The 18073-nt window shown below is 70.8% G+C and carries 10 protein-coding genes; 8 read left to right on the forward strand and 2 right to left on the reverse strand.

Features of this window, described 5'->3' with window-relative positions; all coding sequences use genetic code 11:
* Positions 1-30: 30 nt before the first annotated feature.
* On the reverse strand, positions 31-615 hold the full coding sequence (locus EAO70_RS17300; protein WP_148003861.1) for a TetR/AcrR family transcriptional regulator: 585 nt from the start codon (positions 613-615) through the stop codon (positions 31-33).
* Between the two features lie 121 nt (positions 616-736).
* On the opposite strand from EAO70_RS17300, the gene EAO70_RS17305 reads away from it, so the two are divergent.
* The 7 genes from EAO70_RS17305 to EAO70_RS17335 all read left to right on the forward strand — a co-directional run bounded on the left by EAO70_RS17305 (position 737) and on the right by EAO70_RS17335 (position 15756).
* Positions 737-1591: an SCO6745 family protein gene (locus EAO70_RS17305; protein WP_148005191.1), complete on the forward strand. Its 855-nt coding sequence runs from the start codon at positions 737-739 to the stop codon at positions 1589-1591.
* Positions 1592-1679: 88 nt separating this feature from the next.
* Positions 1680-2393: an HNH endonuclease family protein gene (locus EAO70_RS17310; RefSeq protein ID WP_148003862.1), complete on the forward strand. Its 714-nt coding sequence runs from the start codon at positions 1680-1682 to the stop codon at positions 2391-2393.
* A gap of 61 nt (positions 2394-2454) precedes the next feature.
* Positions 2455-3201 (forward strand): N-acetyltransferase, encoded by a 747-nt coding sequence (locus EAO70_RS17315; protein ID WP_148003863.1) that lies wholly within the window; start codon positions 2455-2457, stop codon positions 3199-3201.
* Between the two features lie 219 nt (positions 3202-3420).
* The gene (locus EAO70_RS17320; RefSeq protein WP_148003864.1) at positions 3421-3759 is read left to right on the forward strand and encodes a hypothetical protein; all 339 of its coding nucleotides are present in this window, start codon (positions 3421-3423) and stop codon (positions 3757-3759) included.
* Positions 3756-4379, forward strand: coding sequence for a BMP family ABC transporter substrate-binding protein (locus EAO70_RS17325; RefSeq protein ID WP_148003865.1), 624 nt, complete (start codon positions 3756-3758; stop codon positions 4377-4379). The genes EAO70_RS17320 and EAO70_RS17325 overlap by 4 nt, the downstream gene beginning before the upstream one ends.
* A 269-nt stretch (positions 4380-4648) precedes the next feature.
* Positions 4649-15289, forward strand: a complete 10641-nt coding sequence (locus tag EAO70_RS17330) for a LamG-like jellyroll fold domain-containing protein (protein ID WP_261992917.1) — start codon at positions 4649-4651, stop codon at positions 15287-15289.
* Positions 15286-15756 (forward strand): hypothetical protein, encoded by a 471-nt coding sequence (locus EAO70_RS17335; RefSeq protein WP_148003866.1) that lies wholly within the window; start codon positions 15286-15288, stop codon positions 15754-15756. Before EAO70_RS17330 ends, EAO70_RS17335 begins: the two co-directional genes overlap by 4 nt.
* 101 nt (positions 15757-15857) lie before the next feature.
* Here the strand turns inward: EAO70_RS17335 and EAO70_RS17340 are convergent, their stop codons facing one another.
* A complete protein-coding gene (locus EAO70_RS17340) occupies positions 15858-16556 on the reverse strand; it encodes a hypothetical protein (RefSeq protein ID WP_148003867.1) in 699 nt (232 codons plus the stop codon).
* A gap of 185 nt (positions 16557-16741) precedes the next feature.
* Here EAO70_RS17340 and EAO70_RS17345 point away from each other — a divergent pair.
* Positions 16742-18073 (forward strand): N-6 DNA methylase (locus EAO70_RS17345; protein WP_148005192.1); only part of this gene is annotated, 1332 nt, incomplete at its 3' end.

An 18073-nucleotide genomic window follows, 5' to 3' on the forward strand; every position in this document is an offset into this window, starting at 1 on the left:
GCCGGGGGCGTGGGGGAGGGCAGGCCTCTCCTACGGCCCCTCCTCCTGGGCGGGCCGGTCGGTGAAGAGCAGGCCGGCCAGCTCGCGGAAGTAGTCCTCGGGGTCCCGGCCGCCGAGCGCCCCCCGGACGTTCCGGGTGAGCAGCAGCGTCGCGAAGCCGTGGGCGAGCGACCAGGCCGCGATGCCCGCCGCGCGGGGGTCGGGGACGCCCGCGAGGCCGGCGACGCCGGCGCGGAGTTCCGCGGAGGCGCGCTCCTTGGCCGCGAGCAGGTCGGGGTCGTCGGCGCGCAGCAGCTCCGGCTGGAACATGACCTGGAAGTGCGCCGGGTGCGCGACCGCGAACCGCACGTACCGCACCCCGCGTTCGCGCAGCTCGGGTGCGGCGGCGAGGGCCTCGGCGAGGAGGTCGTACCCCTCGGTCGCGAGGGCGGTGAGGAGCCCGGTGCGGTCCTTGAAGTGGTGGGCGGGCGCGGCGTGCGAGACGCCCGCGCGGCGGGCGAGGTCGCGCAGGCTGAGCGCGCCGGGGCCCTCGGCGGCGATGACGTCGAGGGCGGCGTCGAGGACGGCCCGCCGCAGGTCGCCGTGGTGGTAGGAGCTCCGGTTCGTGGGCGTCATGCGAGGAGCCTAGCCGCCATCTAGTCATTGACAAGTTCATGGGCCGGGACCATCATCTAGTCAGTGACTAGATGATGAGAGCGAAGAGGAGCCCGCCGTGGAGTCCGGACGCGTACGTCAGATGTGGCACCTGCTCGAACCCCTGCACGCCCTGCTCTACTACGCCCCCGAGGCCTTCGAGGAGGCCGCCGCCCTCGGCTACGACACCTCCGAGCGCTGGCCCTCCTATGTCGCCTGGCGCGCCGCGCCCCTCGGGCCCGCGGACGCGGACCGGGTGACCCGGGCCTTCCACAGCTTCAGCCCGGCGATGATCGCCCGGTACGCCCCCGCCGCGTGGGAGACCGCTGCCCCCGCCGACGTCCTCGCCGCGCGGCTCCGGGCCGTCGACCGCACCTACCGGGCCGTCCTGGGCGAGGAACTCCTCGCGGACCCCGGCCTCGCCGAGGCCGCGGGACTCGCCCGCACCGCCGCCCGCGCGGCGGCGGCCTCCGGGTCCGACGCCGTCCCCCGTCCGCTCGCGGCGGCCAACGCCGCCCTGCCCTGGCCCGGGGCCCCGCACCTGGACCTCTGGCACGCCGCGACGATCCTCCGCGAGCACCGGGGCGACGGCCATCTCGCCGCCCTCGCCGACGCCGGCCTCGACCCGGTCGAGTCGCTGGTCTCCTTCGCCGCGGTCGGCGCCGCGCCGGAGCACGTCTTCGGGAGCCGGGGCTGGAGCGCCGGGGAATGGGCGGCGGCGCGCGACCGGCTCGCCGCGCGCGGTCTGCTCACCGTCGACGGGGGAGCCACCGAGGCCGGCCGGTCCCTGCGCGCCGGGGTCGAGCGCCGCACGGACGAACTGGCCGCCGCCCCCTGGACCGCCCTCGGCCCGGACGGCACCGCCCGCCTCGCCGAACTGCTCGGCGGCCCCTGGCTGGCGGCCATCGGCTCCGGCCTGCTGCCCTCGGAGAACACCCTCGGCATCGGCAAGGTGTGAGCGGACCGTGTCGCGCGAGGGCCCCCAAGATATGCGTGCGGGTGGCCCGTCCGGGTATCAGAACCCGTAACGGGCCTAGAATCTGCGGATGTTCACCACAGAACGGACGTTTCGATCAGCCCTGACCGCCTCGGCGCTCGCGGCCGCCGCGCTCGTCGCCACCGCCTGCACGCCCGGAGCCGGTGGCCCGGCCGACGGCGGCTCGGACTCCGCCGGCGGCGCGGGCGGCAGGCCCGCCGCCCGCGGCACCGCCCTCGCCGCAGTGGACACCCTCACCGTGAAGGGCCGGGCGCCGAAGACCGGATACGAGCGCGAGAAGTTCGGCCGCGCCTGGGAGGACGTCGACCGCAACGGCTGCGGCACCCGCGACGACATACTCAAGCGCGACCTGACCGGCGTCCGGTTCACCGACGGGCACTGCAAGGTCGCCTCCGGCACCCTCACCGACGACCCGTACACCGGGACGACCGTCCGCTACCTCCGGGGCCGCAGCAAGGTCGACATCGACCACATCGTCGCGCTCTCCGACGCCTGGCAGAAGGGCGCGGGCAGCTGGGACGCGGAGACCCGGCGCCGCTTCGCCAACGACCCGCTCAACCTGCTGGCCGTCGACGCCTCCACCAACCGCCGCAAGTCCGACGGCGACGCGGCGACCTGGCTGCCGCCGAACAAGGCGTACCGCTGCACCTACGTGGCCCGGCAGATCGCCGTCAAGAAGAAGTACCGGGTGTGGGTGACGGACGGCGAGCGGGACGCGATGAAGCGGGTCCTCGGCGACTGCCCGCAGCAGAAACTCCCGTAACGCCCCCGACCTGCGGGAAAAGCGGTTGGCGCGGCGGGAAGACGATCTTTAACCTGCCCGCATGGACCTGAACATATCGACCCTCGCCGAGCGCCCCGAACTGGAGGGGCCGATGTGGGGCATGCGCGACCTCTGGCCCGAGTTCATGATGTACGACCCGGTGGGCTGGGCGAACATCGGGCGGATCGTGCGCGAGCTGCCGGAGTACGTGCTCGTCGCCACCGACACCGAGGGCAGGGTCGTCGCCCGCGGCTTCAGCGTCCCCTTCCGCCTCGACCTGGACGGACGCCGGGCGCTGCCGCCGCGCGGCTGGGACGAGGTGCTGCTCTGGGCGTTCTCCGACCTGAAGCACGGCCGCGAGCCGGACACCGTCAGCGCCATCGAGATCACGGTGGACACCGGCGCGCTCGGCCGCGGCATCTCGCACCGGATGCTGGCGGCCCTGCGCGACAACGCCGCGCGCCGCGGGTTCGCCGAGGTCGTCGCCCCGGTCCGCCCCAACGGGAAGCACCTGGAGGCCGCCGCCCCCATGCACGAGTACGCCTTCCGCACCCGGGAGGCCGACGGGCTGCCGCACGACGCCTGGCTGCGCGTCCACGTCCGCGCGGGCGGGGTCGTCGAGTCCGTCGCCCCGGCCTCGATGACCGTCTCGGGCTCGGTCGAGCAGTGGCGCGCGTGGACCGGACTGCCCTTCGACACCGACGGCCCGGTCGAGGTCGAGGGCGCGCTCGTCCCCGTCCACTGCGAGGCCTCGCGCGGCTACGCGGTCTACGTCGAGCCCAACGTGTGGGTACGGCACCGGCTCTGAGGCGTACGGGGTCTGCCGTGCACCCCGGCTGAGGCGCGCGGTGTCTGCCGTGCACCCCGGCTGAGGCGCACAGCGTGCTTCCGGCGCCTGAGGGTCCCGCGCCGAGCGGGACCCCGAGGGCGATCTTCGCGGCGGGGGATGTACCGTACGGCGTCCCCTGTCGTACACCCGTGCGCCCCGACCCCTCGGCGTGCGCCTCCGTGAGAGGTCTCGCGAATCGTGAACCAGGCCGTCCACTTGGAGAAGGGCGTGGAGTCCCCGCGCCCCGAGGAACTGCCGGGCCGGCCGGCCCGGATCGGGCTCGCGCTGGTGCCGCTGCTGAGCCTCGGCGTCCTCGGCCTCGTGCCCTCGCTCGCGTACGCCCTGCGGCGCGGGACGCGCGGCGACTGGATCGCCGCGCTGCTGTTCACGGGCGCCTCGATCGCCTGGTGCTTCCAGATCGCGCTCACGCCCGAGGAGACCCACGGCGTCCCGTTCCTCCTCGACGCGGTGCTGCTCGCGGCCACCACCCTCGGTGCGGCGGCGCACTGCCTCGCGGTCAAGGGGGCCGACCGGTGAAGACCCGTCGTGCCTGGCGCGTCTCCGAGCGGGAGGCCGCCAAGCGGGAGGCCGCGGAGTCCGGCGCGGCCCGCGTCCCCGGGCTGCTGGCCACCGGCGCCGGCGCCCTGCGCGGCCGGGGCGGCTGGGCCCTCGCCTCGGTCCTGGTCCTCGTCCTCGGTCTCGTCGGGGCCTGGCTGTTCGCCGGCTCGGACCGGCCGGGCACCCCGCCCGACACCCGCGCCCGCGCCTACCAGGACTACGACGCCTGCCTGCTCACCGACGAGCGGGGCATCGTGACCGGAGCGCCGGCGGCCCCCGTGTGGGAGGGGATGCAGACGGCGTCCCTGGACAAGCACATCCGGGTGACGTTCGTGCCGGTGATGGGCGCGAAGACGGTGGAGAACGCCCGCCCCTTCCTCAACGGCCTCGTGCAGCGGGACTGCGAGATCGTCGTCGCCTCGGGCGCCCCGCAGGTGGCCGCCGCAGAAGCGGCGGTGGAGAAGAACCCGGAGATCCGCTTCGTGACGGTCGGCACGGGCGCCGGAGCCTCCCACGACAACCTGGTCCGGGTGGCGCCCGGGGCGTCCCTGGAGGACGACATCGCGGCGACGGTGAAGCGGCTCGCCCGCGAGGGCTGAGCGGCGCGGGGGTCCCCGGTGGGGACTCCGGGCCGAGTTGTCCGGAAGGGTTCCATCCGTCGGGTAAAGCAAGAGTAAAGTTCGACACCCTGGTGTGAACTGGCGTTCCGTCATCGGGCAGGCTCGCGAGGCTTTGTAAGAATCGCGTTAGTAAAGGCTGACCCATGCGTATACGCCGGGTCCGTAGCCCTCGCCTGTTCCCACCCGGTCGCACCGGCAGACGCAGGTTGAGGGCTACGGCTCTTTCCGTACTGATCTCACTGTTCCTCATGCTCACCACCGAGTCGGCGCTCGCCGCGGGCGTCACGCTCGGCCCGGTGAAGATGCCCAGGCTCTCCCTCTCGGGGCTGTGGCAGTGGGTGAGCGAGAACCCTCTCGACACCCCTGACCAGCAGGGCGGCACGGCCCGCGGCAAGAGCCACCAGGCCTCCGCCGACGCCACGAGCCTGGAGGGCAAGGCCGGGCGCAAGCCGGGCAAGGGCAAGGGCGAACTCCCGTTGTTCGAGCGGGAGACCGACGACCCCGACGAGGCGCGCACCGGCAGGGCGCCGGGCACCGCCAAGAGCTTCGACGCGCGCACCAGCAAGCGCGACGCCAAGAAGTCCACGGCCACTTCGGACTACTACGTCAACGCCGACGGCTCGACCACCGTCCGCCACTTCGCCGGCCGCACCAACTTCAAGGGCGCGGACGGCACATGGAAGGCCATCGACACGAGCCTGACCGAGGACGAGGACGGCCGCCTCCAGCAGACGGCCAACTCCCTCGACGTCGAGTTCGCGCCGACCGCCGCCGACGAGCGGCTCGCCTCCGTCGACTTCGGCGCCGGACGCTCCCTCGCGTACGCGCTCAAGGGCGCGGCCCAGGCCGAGCCCACCGTCGCCGGGAACGGCACCGTCACCTACGCGGACGTGCTGCCGGACACCGACGTGCAGCTCGTACCGCTGGCGGAGGGCTTCAAGGAGAACGTCGTCCTGCGCTCCCCGCAGGCCGCGAACTCCTGGACGTTCCCGCTCGCGGTGAAGGGCCTCACGCCCCGCGTCGCCGAGGACGGCGACGTGGAGTTCACCGACGCGAACGGCAAGGTCACCGCGACCATCCCGCACGCGTTCATGGAGGACTCCAGGATCGACCCCCGCTCGGGCGACCCCGCCCAGTCGCGGGCCGTCACCTACGAGCTCGTCACGGTGGACGGCGAGCCGGCGCTGCGGATGACCGCGGACCGCGCCTGGCTCGACGACCCCGCCCGGGTCTACCCGGTCACCGTCGACCCGACGGTCACCGCGTCGAACTCGACCTACACCCAGAACACCATCGGCGGCGACCACTCCACCGAGACCCAGATCAAGGTCGGCTCCTACGACTCGGGAACGAACAAGACCAACTCGTTCCTGCAGTTCTCCTCGCTGGGCACCACCCTCGCGGGCAAGCGGGTCACCGCCGCCACCCTGAACGTCTACGCGCTGTGGTCCTCCACCTGCGCCGCCCAGTCGTTCTCGGTGCACCCCGTCACCCAGTCCTGGACCCCGTCCGGCGTGACCAGCTACCCCGGCCCGAGCTTCGGCCCGGCCATGGGCACGGCCACCCCCGCCCCCGGCGCCTCCTGCTCCAACAGCGGGAACTCGGCCTCGGTCGGCGTGAAGATGCCGGTCTCCCTCAACACGACGTGGTTCAACAACGTCGCCGGCGGAGCCGCCAACTACGGCCTGGCGCTCACCGCGCCGACCAACGACATGCTCCACTGGAAGAAGTTCCACTCGGACAACTCGGCGACCGCCGGCTTCCGCCCGGCCCTCGATCTGACGTACACGGCCAACACGGCGCCGCAGATCAACGCCCAGTACCCGCCGGCCAACTTCCAGGCCAACACCCTCCAGCCGGAGCTGCTCGTCTACGCGAGCGACGCCGACAAGGGCCCCAGCCCGCTGTCGTACACCTTCGAGGTCTACGACGGCGACGCCACCGGCACCCCCACCCTGATCGCCACCTCGGGCGCGGTCAGCAAAGGCAGCTGGAAGGTTCCCGCGGGCAAGCTGAAGTGGTCCAAGAACTACGACTGGTACGTGGAGGCCAGCGACGGCACCTCCGCCGTCGTGGAGGGCAGCCGCTTCACCACGGCCGTGCCGCAGCCGCCGGTCACCTCGGGCCTGTCGATGAACACCGACGGCCACGACTTCGACCCCTCGGACGGCAACTACACGACCGAGGACACCGACGCCCAGGTGTCGGTGATCGGCCCGTCGCTGGAGATCGAGCGCTCCTACAACAGCCTCGACCCCCGCCTGGACTCCGCCTTCGGCGCCGGCTGGTCGACGATCGTCGACATGAAGGCCGTCGAGGTCAAGGACGGCGCCGGTGCGCTCACCAGCGTGATCATCACCTACCCGGGCGGTGAGCAGGTCGCCTTCGGCCGGAACTCGGACGGCACCTTCGTGCCCCCGCTGGGCCGCTACGCGCGCCTCGCGGCCGTCACCGGCGGTTACACGCTCACGGACAAGGACTTCACGGAGTACGCCTTCACCCAGGCGACCGCGAAGACCGGCACCTACGCGCTGAAGACCATCAAGGACTACGCGGGCCGCACCGAGACCTTCTCGTACGACGCCGGCAAGCGCCTCACGAAGATCACGAACGAGGTCTCCAAGCGGAACCTGGGCCTGACCTGGTACCAGCCGGCCTCGGCCACCGCCTGGCACGTGCAGACCGTCTTCACCGACCAGGCCACGGCCGGCGACGCGAACTCGGTCCAGACCTGGCAGTACACCTACACCGGTGACCAGCTCACCAAGGTGTGCCCGCCGGCCGACTGGTCCAAGTGCACGACGTACTCCTACGCCACCGGCAACCACTACCGCACCACGGTCCTCGACGCCGACCCGTTCGCCTACTGGCGGCTCGGCGAGACCTCCGGCACGGTCGCCCAGGACGCCCTCGACGCCAACCAGGGCCAGTACAACGGCACGTACAAGAACGTGGCGCTGGGCGGGACGGGCCCCCTCGCGGGCTCCACCCAGAAGGCGGCCACCTTCAACGGCACCACCTCGTACGTCGAGATGCCGGCCGCGCCGGGCGCCACGCCCTCGTACACCTCGGTCTCGCTGTGGTTCAAGACGAGCACCGCCGGAGGCGTGCTCTTCTACTACGGCGACAAGCCCCTCAGCGACCCCGACCCGGTGGCCAACACCACGAAGAACACCCCCGCGGTGTACGTGGGCACCGACGGCAAGCTGCGCGGCTGCCTGGCGATGTCGCCCGGCTGCATGTCGACGATCACGTCCACCCCCGTCGTCACCGACGGCAAGTGGCACAACGCCGTCCTGACCGGTGTCGCCAACAGCCAGACCCTGTACCTCGACGGTGCGGCGGTCGGCTCGCTCAGCGGCGCCATCAACGACTGGGTGCAGCCGTACATCGCCCTCGGCGCCGGTGTGAACACCATGGGCTGGCCGGCGATGAACGCCAACGACAAGCTCGGTCACTTCACCGGCCAGCTGGCCGAGGTCGCGATCTTCTCCGAGCCGCTGTCGGCCGACGTGATCAGGACGCAGTACGACTCCGCCGTCCGTTCGGCCGGTCTGCTACAGAAGATCACCACGCCCGGCGCCAAGACGCAGGCGTCCGTCGTCTACGACACCACCGACGACCGCGTCCTCCAGGCCACCGACGGCAACGGCGGCACCTGGAAGCTCAACCCGCCGACCATCACCGGCTCGTCCCAGGTCTACCGCTCCGCCGTCATGGGCACCGCCCCGGCCGGCTACTGGCGCCTGGACGACACCCAGGCCGCGGCGCAGGCCGCGAACCAGGTGAACACCGGCTTCGGCACGTACAACAACGTCATCCAGGGCGACGAGGGCCCCTTCGGTCCCGGTGACGCGAGCGCGTCGACGTTCGACGGCTCGACCTCCTTCGTGGAGATCCCGTACGGCCCGCTGCACGCCAAGACCGACCGCTCGGTCGAACTCTGGTTCAAGACGGCCGAGCCGGGCGTGATCATGAGCGACCAGGCCCGTGCTCCGAACGACCCGCTCGGCGCGGGCGCGGCCTACTCGCCGCTGCTGTACGTCGGCGCGGACGGCAAGCTGCGCGGTCACTGGTGGAGCGTCAGCGGCAGCGGCACCGCCGACTTCGGCACCGCCGACTTCGGCACCACCGCCACCGTCACCGACGACAAGTGGCACCACGCGGTGTTGTCGGCGAAGGGCACGACGCAGACGCTGTACCTGGACGGTGTGAAGCAGAAGGACTTCACCGGCGCCGCCAACGACCAGTCGACGACCCGCACCTTCATCGGTGCCGGCTTCGGCAAGGGCTGGTTCAGTTCCCCGGGCGACGTCAGCTACTTCACCGGCTCCATCGCCGAGGTCTCGGTCCACGCCAAGGGCCTGACCGAAGCGGACGTGGCGACGCACTGGTCCGCCTACAAGGCGTCCTCCGGCATCGCCCCGGTCAAGACCGTGAAGCTGACGGACCCGAAGGACCGCACCCTCACCTACGTGTACGACGCGGAGATGGGCAACCGCCTGCTCGCCGCGATCGACACCGAGGGCGACCGCACCACCTACGGGTACGACACCGGCGGCTTCCTGCACACCATCACGGACGCCAACGGCAACCGCTCCATCAACGGCCACGACGTCCGCGGCAACACGGTCTCCCAGACCACCTGCCAGAACACGGCCGCCAACAAGTGCTCCACGGAGTACTACACGTTCTACCCGGACTCGACCACGGCATTCCCGCCGATGGACCTGCGCAACGACCTGATCCTCACGGAGCGGGACGGACGCTCCACCGGTCCGACGGACAACGCCTACCTCACGAGCTACTCCTACGACGCGGGCGGCAACCTGCTGTCGGTGACCACGCCCCCCGTGGCGGGCCACCCCAACGGCCGGACCGCCTCGACCACGTACACCACCGCCACCACCCCGGCGGCGGAGGGCGGTACGGCGGTCACACCGGCGGGTCTCGTGTCGCTGGTCACCACCCCGGGTGGCCGCAGGACGACGTACTCGTACTTCTCCACCGGCGACCTGGCGAAGATCACCGACGCCAACGGCGCCTCGGTCGAGTACACGTACGACAAGCTGGGCCGCGAGATCTCCAAGAAGGAGGTCTCGGACGCCAACCCGGCCGGTCTCGTCACGTCGCAGACGTACGACAAGAACGACCAGGTCCTCACCGAGACGACCCCGGCCGTCACCAACCGGGTCACCGGCGCCAAGCACCAGGCGAAGACGACCACGGGGTACGACCCGGACGGCAACATCCTGTCCCAGACGGTCCAGGACCTCACCGGCGGTGACACCGCGCGCGTCACGTCGATGACGTACGACGCGTACAACCAGATGGCGACCAGGACGGACCCGGGCGGCGACACCACGTCGTTCGCGTACGACGTCTACGGCAACAAGGTGAAGGAGACGGACCCCGCGGGGACCGTCAACACCTACACCTTCGACGGCGAGCAGCGCCCGCTCACCACGAGCCTGCTCGACTACACCGGCGACCCGTACAACCCGACGGCTCCGACGACCCTCGTCCAGGAGTCCCGGGCCTACGACCCGGCCGGCCGCCTCGCGTCGATCACCGACTCGCTCGGCTGGCAGACGGCGTACACCTACACCGACGACGGCCTGTCGGCCTCCGTGGTCCGCAAGGACCCGCAGACCGGCAAGTCCTTCACGGAGCAGGCGAACACCTACGACGCCGCCGGCAACCTGATCGAGCAGATCACCAACGACGGGCAGACCCGCAGCACCTTCACGGTGGACGCGGCCGACCGTACGGTCTCCGAGATCCTCGACCCCAACGGGCTCGCCAGGACCACGCAGACCAGCTACGACCCCGACGACAACGTGGTCTCGGAGACGGACCGCGACCCGGCGACCGGCGACGTGTCCACCACGGACACCCGCTACGACGCCCTCGGCAACATCACCGGGTCCACCAGCCACGACGGCACCACGGCCCCGGTGGCCCGCTACAAGCTGGACGAGACGACGGGCTTCGGCCTGGCGGACTCCTCCGGCGCGAACAACACCGGTACCCACGGCACCGGGATGCACTGGAACACCGACCGGGGCGGCAACGGCGCCTTCGACGGTGACGCCAACTCCTGGGCGCAGACCAGCGGCCCGGTGGTGAACACCGCCGGCAGCTTCACGGTCTCGGCCTGGGTGAAGCTGAGCAGCACGGCGGCCAACCGGACCTTCCTCGCGCAGGACGGCAAGGAGGCCTCCGGCTTCCAGCTCTACTACTCGACGGCCTACGGCTGGACCTTCAACCGGCACGCCACCGACACCTACGACCCGGCCATCGTGCGGGTCTCGTCGGGCACCGCCGCCGTCACGGCCAACACCTGGACCCATCTGGTCGGCGTCTACGACCAGGCGAGCTCCCAGATCCGGCTGTACGTGAACGGCGTCGCGAGCGGCACCCCGGCCACCTTCGGCACGCCGTGGGACGCCACCGGTCCGCTCCAGCTCGGCCGCCGCTGGTACAAGGGCGCCTACGCGGAGAACCACCTCGGCGGCCTGGACGACGTCCAGGTCTACGGCGAGGCGCTCACCGCGGCACAGGTCACGGCGCTCAAGGGCGGCACCCTGCCGGCTGCGGGCTCCTCGGTCCGCACCACCTCGTGGAAGCTCGACCAGCGCGGTCTGCCGGTGTCCCAGACGGACACCGCGGGCAACGTCACGGACTACGGCTACGACGAGCTCGGCCAGCAGACCTCGGTCACCGAGCCGGCCGTCATGGCGGAGCAGAACGGCGGGACCCCGGTCTCCGTCCGGCCCGTCACGATGACCGGGTACAACACCTTCGGCGAGCCCACCGAGTCCTCGGACCCGCTGGGCAACGTGGTGACGACGGCGTACGACGCGGAGGGCCAGGAGCTGTCGACGACGTCTCCCGAGTACCTCGCGCCGGGTGCGTCCGCCCCGATCCGCGCGACCTCGTACAACGAGTACAACAAGCTCGGCCAGGTGACGGCGGAGGTCGACCCGCTCGGCGGCCGCACCACCTACTCGTACACGCAGCTGGGCGACCTGGCCTCGGTCAGCGAGCCGGGCGGCGGTACGACGCGGTACACCTACTCCACCAACGGCGACCAGCTGTCGGCCACCCGGCCGAACGGCGCCCGCCAGGAGATGACGTACGACTACCTGGGCCGCGAGCTGACCAGCACGGACATCGTGCGCCAGCCGACCCAGCGGGCGTACACGGCGATCAACGAGTACAACGCGCCGGGCGGCGAGCTGTCCCGCGTCGTGTCGCCGCAGGGCGTCAGCGAGTCGTACAAGTACAACGCCGACAGCGAGGTCGTCGAGGTGACCGACGGCGCGGGCAAGGTCTCGCGCTTCACCTACGACATGGACGGCCAGCCGCTCACGGTCACCGAGCCCGACGGCACCAGCACCCGCAACACGTACGACGGCTTCGGCCAGCTGGTGAAGACGGACGACCTGAGTGAGACGGGTGCCGTGCTCCGCACGGCGAGCACCGGTTACGACCGGGCCGGCAACATGGTCTCGGCGACCGATCACCGCGGTCACACGAAGACCTTCGCGTACGACTCCTCGGGTCTGATCACGAAGATCGTGGAGCCCGTCTCCGCGACCGAGTCGATCACCACGACCTACGGGTACGACGCGGCCGGCAACCAGACCCGGTTCACCGACGGACGGGGCAACCCGTTCCTGACGACGTACAACACGTGGGGTCTGCCGGAGGCGCAGATCGAGCCGTCCACGCCGACCCACCCGAACCTCGCGGACCGGACGTTCACGGCGGTCTACGACGGCGGCGGCCGGATGAAGGAGTCCCGTTCTCCCGGTGGGGTGAACATCTCCTTCGAGTACGACGTGAAGAGCAGGCTGGTCCGCCAGTCGGGTACGGGTGCGGAGGCCGTCACGGCCGACCACACGTACGACTACGACGCCGACGACCGGATCACGGCCGTCGCCGGTCTCGGTACGGAGAAGAACACCTTCTCCTACGACGACCGGGGTCTCCTCCTGACCGCGAACGGGCCCTCGGGCTCCTCGTCCTTCGCGTACGACGGCGACGGCGGGATGACCTCCCGCACCGACGCCTCGGGCACGTCGACCTTCGGCTACGACACCGCCGGCCGCCTCAAGACGGCGAACGACGGTCTGACGGGCTCGACGGCGACGTACGGATACGACGTCAACAGCAACGTGACGTCGGTCGACTACGGCACGGGCAAGGCGAAGCGCAGCTTCGGCTACGACAAGCTGGAGCGTCTGACCAGCGACTCGCTGACCTCGCCGACCGGCAAGACGCTCGCGTCCTTCACCTACGGGTGGGACGCGGACGACAACCTGACGTCGAAGACGACGACGGGGCTCGCCGGGTCGACGGCCAACACGTACACGTACGACTGGGCCGACCGCGTCACGTCCTGGAACAACGGGACGACGAACCAGGTCTACGGCTACGACGCGTCGGGCAACCGGACCCGGGTGGGTGGCGACACCTACACCTACGACGCCCGGAACCGGCTCACGTCGGACGGCCACAGCGCCTACACCTACACCGCGCGCGGCACGCTGAGCTCGGTGACGGACGAGGCCAGCCGGGTGACGAACATGAAGGTGGACGCCTTCAACCGCGTCATCCAGGAAGGAAACCGCACCTACACCTACGACGGTCTCGACCGTGTGCTGAACGCGAAGGACGAGACGGGCACCGAGCTCTACGCCTTCAAGTACAGCGGCGACGGGAACGAGGTGGCCTCGGACGGTCTGTCGACGTACAGCCGTGACGCCGGGGGCGCCGTCGTCGGCATCAAGAACGCCGTCAGCTCCGTGCTGGCCCTGACGGACCTGCACACGGACGTGGTGGCGCAGTTCACCACCACGGGCGAGGCACTGACCGGATCGACGACCTACACGCCGTTCGGCAAGGTCGTCCAGTCGGCGACGATGCTCGGTTCGCTGGGCTACCAGTCCGGCTGGACCGACCCGGAGACGGCCAAGGTCAACATGGCCGCGCGCTGGTACTCGCCGGAGACCGGCCAGTTCAACAGCCGCGACACCGTCGCCCTCAGCGGGGTCCCGAACTCGATCTCGGCGAACCGGTACGCGTACGCGGACGGCAACCCGATGACGGGCATGGACCCGACCGGCCACTGGCCGGGCTGGGCCGACAAGATCGTCAAGAAGGTCAAGAAGAAGGTCAAGAAGACCGTCAAGTCGGCCTACAAGCACGTCAAGAAGGCCGTCAAGAAGGTCGCCAAGGTCGTCAAGAAGGCCGCCAAGCACGTCAAGAAGGCCGTCAAGAGGGTGGTGAAGCGGGCCAAGCGGGCGGTGCGGAAGGCCGTCCGGTACGTGGCCGACAGCGTCAGAAAGGTCAAGAGATACGTCAAACGTGTCTACAAGACCGTGAAACGCGTCGCCCACAAGGTCGTCAAGCATGTGAAGAAGGCGGTCCGCAAGGTCGCCAAGGCCGTCAAACACGTGGCCAAGAAGGTGGTCAAGGCGGCCAAGAAGGTCGGCAGAGCCGTCAAGAAGGCGGCGAAGGCGACTGCCAACTTCGTCAAGCAACACGCCTCGACCATCGCCTCGGTCGCCGTCGGCATCGCCGTCTTCGCGGGCTGCACCGCGATCACGGCCGGCGTCGGAGCCATCGGCTGCGCGGCCCTCGCGGGCGCGGCGGCCAACGGTGTCGGCTACATGATGAGCGACGGTCCGAAGTCGGTCGGCGGATTCCTGGGAGCGGTCGCCATCGGCGCCGTGACCGGTGCCGCGGGTGGTGTCGGCGGTCGTCTCGCGGCGAGCGCCGCGGGCAAGCTGCTCTCCGGCACGGCCGGCAAGATCGCGACGAACGTCGCGGAGAGCGCCGGCGAGGAAGCCCTCACGGGCGCGGTCGAGTACGGCACCTCGTGTGTGAACAGCGAGGAGGGCTGCTCGGTCGCCGGAGCCGCGAAGGCGGCGACGATCGGCGCGGTGATGGGCGGCGCGTTCGGCGCGAAGGGCAAGGGCAAGGGCCCGAAGGCGAAGGACTCGCCCGGTGGCTCGTCCGGTCCCGGGTGCCCGATCCGCCGCGGCAACACGCCGCACAGCTTCACCGGCAAGACGCCGGTGCTGATGGCGGACGGCACGACCAAGCAGATCTCCAAGGTCAAGGCGGGCGACAAGGTCCTCACGGCCGAGCCCGGCAAGAAGACCCAGGAGATCCACGAGGTCAAGCAGGTCATCGTCACGAAGACCGACCGCGACTACGTCGACGTCACCGTGAAGACGGAGGCCGGTCCGAAGACGATCGAGACCACCGAGCACCACCAGTTCTACGAGTCCACCCGCAACGCCTGGACGCAGGCGGGCGACCTCAAGGTCGGCCAGAAGCTCCAGAACGGCGAGGGTGCGCCGACGTCGATCGTCGACGTGAAGTCGTACAAGGCCGACAGGACGACGTACGACCTGAGCATCGAGGGCCTGCACACGTACTTCGTGTTCGCGGGCGACACGGTACTGGCGGCGGACCCGAACGACGCGGTGCTGGTGCACAACTGCGGTGGCGAGCAGCCTGGTCACTCAAGCGTATGTGAGTGCGATCCGGAGAAGCCGAGGAGCGAGGTGACCCTCGACAGGGACTCCTTCGAATCCGCGCGGAACACCGGGCTGGACATCGTCGGTCCGCTTGACACCGGAACCCGGAAGACTCTGCGGGGCCGACTGGAAATCGCCGTCGAAACCTTCGGCAAGGTGACCGGATTCACCGGAAAGAGCAATGGCGATTACAGGGAGTTCCGCCTCGACGTTGACGAGAAGAAGGGTGCGCACATCAATGTCATGACGGGCAGGGGCGCGAACGTTCGCAAGTACGCGATCCGCTGGCCGTCCGCGACCGTCGCCCCCTGGCTCAGGAAGTTGCAGAGATGACCGAGAACAACGCCTACGGAAGCCGACCGGACTACCTTCCGGCCTTCATGAACGACCCGCGGGACGAGGACGGTCGCCTTGTCGTGCGACTGGACCTTGGCGAGAGCCGGGAACTGGACCGGGCGACCCTCGGCAGGTTCCCGGCCGCCTCCGGCGATGCCATCGACTTCGACAGCGCCTCGTACGACGACCGACTGTGGTGGGACGACGAGGAACAGTGGGTGACGATGGCGTCGGAGCTGCTCGCGCCGTACGCGCAGCGTGAGAAGCGGGTGGCTGTCATGTGGGGAAACCTGCTGATGCCGACCGTGACCATGCCCGCGGATGTCGCGATCCGGCACGCGCGGGACATCCTCGATGCCGGACCGCATTTCTGGATCCACCCCCTGGGTGGGTCCGCCCTCATCGAGTGCCTGATGGACGGGCAGGTGACGGTGGCGACGATCCCGTCGGCGCCGTCCGAGTAGATCCGGGAGGATCCGACTAGATCCGGGTGGTACCCACACCCACCAAGTGAGAGGCCCCGCCGGGACACGTGCCGGCGGGGCCTCTCCGCGTCTTCGCCCCCTCAGCCCGTCTTCACCCAGTCCCCGCACCCCGACGACTTGAAGTACGCGTCCGACGCGCTCACCTTCACGATCGCCGTGCCCGTCACGTTGTCGTTCGCCAGGATCGAGTCCGTGCCGTGGGTCGCGTCCTGCGCTCGCTCCCAGTAGCACTCCGCGTCCTTGTTGCCCGTCGACTTGTACGTGCCCGGGGCGATGTCCACGCCCACCTTGAACATGCCGCCGTCGCCCTTGAGCGTCGTGCCCGGCGTGCCCTTCGCCTTCGCGTCGACCGTTTCCCACGTGCCGCAGCCCGAGCTCTTGAAGAGCTTGTCCGTCGCCTTGATCTCCACGTACGCCGTGCCCGTCACGTTGTCGTTGGCGAGGATCGAGTCCGTGTCGGCCGAGGCGTTCTTCGCGCGCTCCCAGTAGCAGCCCGCGTCCTCGTTGCCCGTCGAGCGGTAGAGGCCCGGCTTCGCGTCGGAGCCGACCTCGAAGTCGCCGTCTCCGCCGATCGTGGGGCCCTTCTTCTCGGCGGCCTCCGGTGCCTTCTTTTCGCCGCCCTGCTTGGCAGGCTGCTCCTGCCTCTGCTTCGCGCCCGTCGTGGGCTCCGTGTCGCCGCCCCCGCCCACCGCCGCGCCGATCACGACGACCGCGACGACCGCGCCGGCCGCGGTGAGGACCTTGTGGCGGGCGAACCAGTTGCGCTTCTGCTGAGACATGGCTGTGGCACCTTCCGGGCGCTGTGAGAACTCCGCTGTCGGGACTCCGTGTTCCGATGGAGTAATCACAACAGAGACTGTGAACCGAGTCAACACGGTTCAGGAGAATCAAGTCTGCTCACGCCGTGAACCCGATCCGACGCTATGCTCCGTGTGTTCACATACGTACGAGGGGAGACGGACAGGTGCCCGAAGAGAGCACGACAGAGGTCACCGCCGCCGGCATCGCCCGGCTCGCCGGCGTCGGCAGGGCCGCCGTCAGCAACTGGCGCCGCCGCCACGCCGACTTCCCCAAGCCCGTCGGCGGCACCGAGACCAGCCCGTCGTTCTCCCTCGCCGACATCGAGCAATGGCTCCGCGACCAGGGGAAACTCGCTGAGGTCCCGCTCCGTGAGCGCGTCTGGCAGCAGCTCGCCGGCCACCCCGGCGGCACCGTCACCGGCCTCCTCCACACCGGCTGCGCCCTGCTCCTCCTCCGCGCCCGCCCGGGCGCCTGGACCGAGCTGGCCGCTCTCCCCGACGACCGCCTCGGCGCGCTCCTGCCCGGCGTCTTCGAGGAGGTCCTCACCGCCCGCTTCGGCCCGCACCGGTCGGTTCACACCCCCACCCCCGCGGAGACGCTCCCCGCCGTCCCCCTGCTCCGTGCCGCCGTCGAGCTGGCCGGCGAGCTGGGCGGCGCCCGCCAGGCCTTCGAGTTCCTGCTCGGTCGCCACCTCGACGCCAACCCCCGCCAGTACACGCTCACCCCGCCCCCGCTGGCCGAGCTGATGGCCGCCCTCGCCGCCGCGGCATCCGAGGGCCGCCCCGTCGCCACCGTCCTCGACCCGGCCTCCGGCACCGGCGGCCTGCTGCGCGCGGTCCCGCACCCCACCGCGCTCCACGCCCAGGACGCCGACCCCGACCTGGCCGCCCTCTCGGCCCTCCGGCTGGCCCTCCACGGCGACGCCGACGTCCGGGCCGCCGCCGGCGACACGCTCCGCGCCGACGCCTTCCCGGCGCTCGCCGCCGACGCCGTCCTGTGCCACCCCCCGTTCAACGAGCGGGCCTGGGGCCACGACGAACTCGCCTACGACCCCCGCTGGGAGTACGGCTTCCCGGCCCGCACCGAGTCCGAGCTGGCCTGGGTGCAGCACGCCCTCGCCCGGCTCCGCCCCGGCGGCACCGCCGTCCTCCTCATGCCGCCCGCCGTCGCCTCCCGCCGCTCCGGCCGCCGCATCCGCGCCGACCTGCTGCGCCGCGGCGCGCTCCGGGCCGTCATCGCCCTCCCGGCCGGCGCCGCACCCCCGTACGGCATCCCGCTCCACCTCTGGGTGCTCGTCCGCCCCGGCGCCGACGAACGGCCCCCGGCGGAGACCCTGTTCGTGGACACCGCGGGCCTCGTCCCGGACGCCGGACGCGACAAACTCCCCTGGCCCGCCCTGAAGAACGCGGTGCTCGACGCCTGGACCGGCCGCGGCGGCGACGAGTCCGTCGCCCGCACCGTCCCCGTCATCGAACTCCTCGACGACGAGGTCGAC

The sequence above is a fragment of the Streptomyces sp. adm13(2018) genome, assembly GCF_008042145.1.
Lineage (GTDB): Bacteria > Actinomycetota > Actinomycetes > Streptomycetales > Streptomycetaceae > Streptomyces.

Excerpts from the sequence above, each read along its gene's own strand:
- EAO70_RS17300 (WP_148003861.1), bottom strand. The coding sequence starts at position 615 with ATGACGCCCACGAACCGGAGCTCCTACCACCACGGCGACCTGCGGCGG.
- EAO70_RS17305 (WP_148005191.1), top strand. The coding sequence starts at position 737 with ATGTGGCACCTGCTCGAACCCCTGCACGCCCTGCTCTACTACGCCCCC.
- EAO70_RS17310 (WP_148003862.1), top strand. The coding sequence starts at position 1,680 with ATGTTCACCACAGAACGGACGTTTCGATCAGCCCTGACCGCCTCGGCG.
- EAO70_RS17315 (WP_148003863.1), top strand. The coding sequence starts at position 2,455 with ATGGACCTGAACATATCGACCCTCGCCGAGCGCCCCGAACTGGAGGGG.
- EAO70_RS17330 (WP_261992917.1), top strand. The coding sequence starts at position 4,649 with ATGCTCACCACCGAGTCGGCGCTCGCCGCGGGCGTCACGCTCGGCCCG.
- EAO70_RS17335 (WP_148003866.1), top strand. The coding sequence starts at position 15,286 with ATGACCGAGAACAACGCCTACGGAAGCCGACCGGACTACCTTCCGGCC.
- EAO70_RS17340 (WP_148003867.1), bottom strand. The coding sequence starts at position 16,556 with ATGTCTCAGCAGAAGCGCAACTGGTTCGCCCGCCACAAGGTCCTCACC.